Annotated in this window: 5 protein-coding genes and 1 pseudogene; all 6 read right to left on the reverse strand. The window is 65.1% G+C overall.

What is annotated here, in order from left to right; translation table 11 throughout:
* Window positions 1–184 (reverse strand): annotated as a pseudogene (locus tag WA317_RS06495) (hypothetical protein); the annotation flags it as partial.
* A gap of 76 nt (window positions 185–260) precedes the next feature.
* The gene (locus WA317_RS06500; protein ID WP_425172255.1) at window positions 261–1,091 is read right to left on the reverse strand and encodes a DivIVA domain-containing protein; all 831 of its coding nucleotides are present in this window, start codon (window positions 1,089–1,091) and stop codon (window positions 261–263) included.
* Between the two features lie 243 nt (window positions 1,092–1,334).
* Entirely contained in the window at window positions 1,335–1,625 is a 291-nt protein-coding gene (locus WA317_RS06505; RefSeq protein WP_425172256.1) for a YggT family protein, read from the reverse strand.
* Window positions 1,626–1,756: 131 nt separating this feature from the next.
* Window positions 1,757–2,395 carry a cell division protein SepF gene (locus WA317_RS06510; protein WP_425172257.1) on the reverse strand — a complete coding sequence of 213 codons (639 nt, stop codon included), beginning with the start codon at window positions 2,393–2,395 and terminating at the stop codon, window positions 1,757–1,759.
* A gap of 66 nt (window positions 2,396–2,461) precedes the next feature.
* The gene (locus tag WA317_RS06515) at window positions 2,462–3,235 is read right to left on the reverse strand and encodes a YggS family pyridoxal phosphate-dependent enzyme (RefSeq protein ID WP_425172258.1); all 774 of its coding nucleotides are present in this window, start codon (window positions 3,233–3,235) and stop codon (window positions 2,462–2,464) included.
* Window positions 3,232–3,616 (reverse strand): laccase domain-containing protein (locus WA317_RS06520; protein ID WP_425172259.1); only part of this gene is annotated, 385 nt, incomplete at its 5' end. The genes WA317_RS06515 and WA317_RS06520, both read right to left, overlap by 4 nt.

Consider the following 3,616-nt stretch of genomic DNA (forward strand, 5'->3'; position numbering starts at 1 on the left):
TTCCTAATTTGTCGCCGTCGACTGCGCGTCGCTGACGCTCGCGCAGCGCGTCGACAATCAGCAGGATGACGCCGAGCACACTGGCGGCGATGCAGATGTAGGCGATGAACTCATTGCTGGTGACGACCGCGAACACCAGAGCGGCGAGACCTATGACTGCCAGCACGAGCGCGATAAGCAGCATCCTTCATCCTCCAGCGGACGCGGCACACTGCCTGCGTACCGACTGGGTACCGACTGAGCGTGCGGCGTACTCTCTGCTAGTTGTTGCCCCGGTTGAACTGGTTGAACCCACCAGCCTCATTGTTCGCGCTGGAGTCGACCGGCGCAGCAGAGCCGCGCTGACCGAGTTCTTCGAGCTGGGACTCCAGGTAGGTCTTCAGTCGGGTGCGGTATTCGCGTTCGAATGTGCGTAGTTGCTCGAGCCGGCCCTCTAGCACGGTGCGCTGCTGATTGATCGTGCCCATGATCTCCGAGTGCTTGCGCTCGGCGTCAGCCTGCAGCGCATCGGCCTTCTCCTGAGCCTGCCGCAGTTGTGTCTCGGAGCGATTCTGCGCATCGGACAGCATCGCGTCGGCGCGCTGGCGCGCCTCGGTGACCGTGGTCTCGGCTTCGCGCCGCGCGTCGCCCAGGATCTGGTCGGCATTGGCGCGGGCATCGGCCAGCAGCTTGTCGGATTCGGCCTTGGCCGTGCCGGTCAGCCGGTCGGCGGTGTCCTGGGCCAGGCTGAGCACCTTGGCGGCTCTGAGCGCATGCTCTTCGTTGGACCCCGTGGACACCGCAGGTGCCGCCGGCTCCGGCGCGGCCCTGACCGGCTCCGGTTCGGGTTCCGGTTCCCGTTCCGGTTCCGGTCGGTACAGCGGGATGGCCTCCGTGGTCTGGCTCGCACCGTTGCCGGCGCGGGCGCCGGCCAGTTCCTGGTCTAGCTCGTTGACGCGCTGCCGAAGATCGGAATTCTCCTCGATGAGGCGAGTCAGCTCGGTTTCGACCAAGTCGAGGAAGGCGTCGACCTCATCTTCGTTGTAACCCCGCTTACCGATCGGCGGCTTACTGAACGCCACATTGTGGACATCGGCTGGTGTAAGCGGCATTTTCTGCCCCCTCGGGTCTGGTACTTCAAACAGATCAGCAAAGTGTAGAACGGTGAGCTGGCCGTACTGCAACTGGCGTCCATCCTGTCACAGCAGAACCGCAAGTCGCCGATATGCCCTATAAATAAGACCTAATTTCAAAATCTAAGGCGCGACAAATCCGCGTCCTAACACCATTGTTGTCTCCGAAATCGCTTGACCCACGTGTCTTTACCAAGCCGGGACCAAGCCGATGCAAAGCCTTCAGCCGCGAACGTTGAGGGCCACCTGCATGCCGATGAACGCGACCAGCAGCAGCACCATGATCGACAGGTCGAAACGAACCGCACCGATGGTGAGCTGGGGTATCAGCCGGCGCAGCAGCCTCACCGGCGGGTCGGTCAGCGACATGATGACCTCCAGGATGACCACGGTGGCTCCGCGCGGTCGCCAGTCACGGCTGACCGAGCGGATGAATTCGACGACGACCCGAGCGATCAGCAGCAGCCAGAAGATGAACAGCGCGAATCCAAGGATGTGGAAGAACTGCGCCAACGAGAACCCGACCTTACCGATGAGGATGTGACATTGCCGACATCGCGAGCCGACATCGCGACCGGCCGACCAGCGCGACGACCGCCAGCCTACCGAGTGCCGCGCCCGGTCCTCATCCGGCTTACCGTCGGCTACTGGTAGGCGTAGAAGCCCGTCTCAGCGATCCGGCGGCGCTCCTCGGGCGTCACGTCGACATCTGCCGGCGACAGCAGGAAGACCTTGGTCGCGACCTTGTCGAACGAGCCCCGCAGGGCGAACGCCAAGCCCGCCGCGAAGTCGACCAACCGTTTGGCGTCGGCGTTGTCCATCGTCACCAGGTCCATGATTACCGGGGTGCCGTCGCGGAAGCGCTCACCGATGGTCCGGGCTTCGCTGTAGTCCTTGGGCCGCAGCGTGGTGATCTTCGACAGCGGGCTGCCCTCTTCGAAGAGCATCGCCATCCGGCGCGGGTCCATCGCCAGAGCGCCGCGGGTTGAGTTCCGCAGCATCCCGAAACGCGGCCGGGCCAGGTCACTGCGCTCGAAGTCGCGGGAGCGGAAACGCTGGTCGTCGCCGTAACCACCGCGGTAACCGGCCGCTCCTGGGTAATCGGGCGCCTCACCGCGCGGGTCGTCGTACTCCGGTCCGTCGTACTGGCGGTAGCCGTCGTCGAATCCCCGCTGCCGGGGGTAGCCGGCGCGGGCGGGCGCACGGTCGTCGTAGTACTCGTCGTCGTACTCCTCCATCGGCGCCATTCCGAAATAGGCCTTGACTTTGTGCAGTGTGCTCATCGCGTGATCCTTCTGGGGGAACTCGTGATCCGGTGTCTGTGATGAAGGTGTGACTACAGTGACTGTTCACGGTGACCGTAACGGTCGAGAACCCATTAGCGCGGTACCGACACGCACACACGTCGAACCGTGTTTTACCGCGACTTCGAGGTCGTCGGACATCCCGGCAGACAGCCCCACCGCGCCCGGATGCGCTTGGAGCACCCGCGCATGCTCGGCCTGTAGACGTGCAAAAGCTGCTTCGGCCGCCCAGGTCAGCGGCGGAATGCTCATCAGCCCGACCAACTCCAGATTCCGGGAGGCGGCAACCTGGGCGCACAGTTCGTCGACTGCGCCGGGCAGCGAGATGTCGACGCCGCCGCGGGACACGTCACCGTCCAGACTGAGCTGCAGATAGACCCGCAGCCGACCCGTTCGCTCACCCTCCTGCAGGGCAGCGCCCACCGCTCGGTCGAGCGCGCTGACCAAACGGACGCTGGCGGCCGAGTGCACTGTGTGCGCCCACCGCGCCAACGACCGGGCTTTATTGCGCTGAATCTGACCGACCATGTGCCAGTGAATCGGTCGAGCATCCGTGCCTGCCCAGCGCGCCACGTCGGCGACCTTCGCCGACGCTTCCTGCTCGCGCGATTCGCCGAACGACGAGCAACCCAATCCGAACAGAATTGCGACATCGGTCGCCGGAAAGAATTTCGTGACCGGCAGAAGTGCAATTTCTTCGGCATTGCGTCCGGCCGCATGCGCGGCCGCCGCAAGCCGACTGCGGACCACGTCCAAGGCGTTGGCCAATTCGGATTCCCGGCTGGTTCGGGCTGCAATGTCGGCCACCACGCCAGTCATTCCATCCACACCAAAGACGCCAGCCGCCCCGTCGGTGCGTTCCGGCGATGGCTGAACAACGCCCGGTCGGCCACTGTGCAGCGCGGGTCGACATCGATTGTGGTCACGCCCAGAGCCTCGAGCTGCCCGGAGATTCCGGCCCGAAGATCAAGCCCGGGGGTGCCTCGGGCGGTAGTGGTGCGGCTGCCGGGCAACGTCGCCTCGACCTCGTCGGCCATCGCGGCGGGCACTTCGTAATTCCGGCCGCTGACCGCAGGCCCGAGCAGCACCGAAATGTCGGAGCGCTGCGCGCCGAGTGACCGCATCACTTCCACAGTCCGGGCGACGACGCCCTGCTGCGCGCCCACCCGACCGGCGTGCGCCGCGGCCACCACCCCGGCC

It is taken from the genome of Mycobacterium sp., assembly GCF_049802695.1.
GTDB lineage: Bacteria > Actinomycetota > Actinomycetes > Mycobacteriales > Mycobacteriaceae > Mycobacterium.

Bases quoted from the DNA above. Each gene is read 5' to 3' on its own strand.
- WA317_RS06500 (WP_425172255.1), bottom strand. From the start codon at position 1,091: ATGCCGCTTACACCAGCCGATGTCCACAATGTGGCGTTCAGTAAGCCG.
- WA317_RS06510 (WP_425172257.1), bottom strand. From the start codon at position 2,395: ATGAGCACACTGCACAAAGTCAAGGCCTATTTCGGAATGGCGCCGATG.
- WA317_RS06515 (WP_425172258.1), bottom strand. From the start codon at position 3,235: ATGACTGGCGTGGTGGCCGACATTGCAGCCCGAACCAGCCGGGAATCC.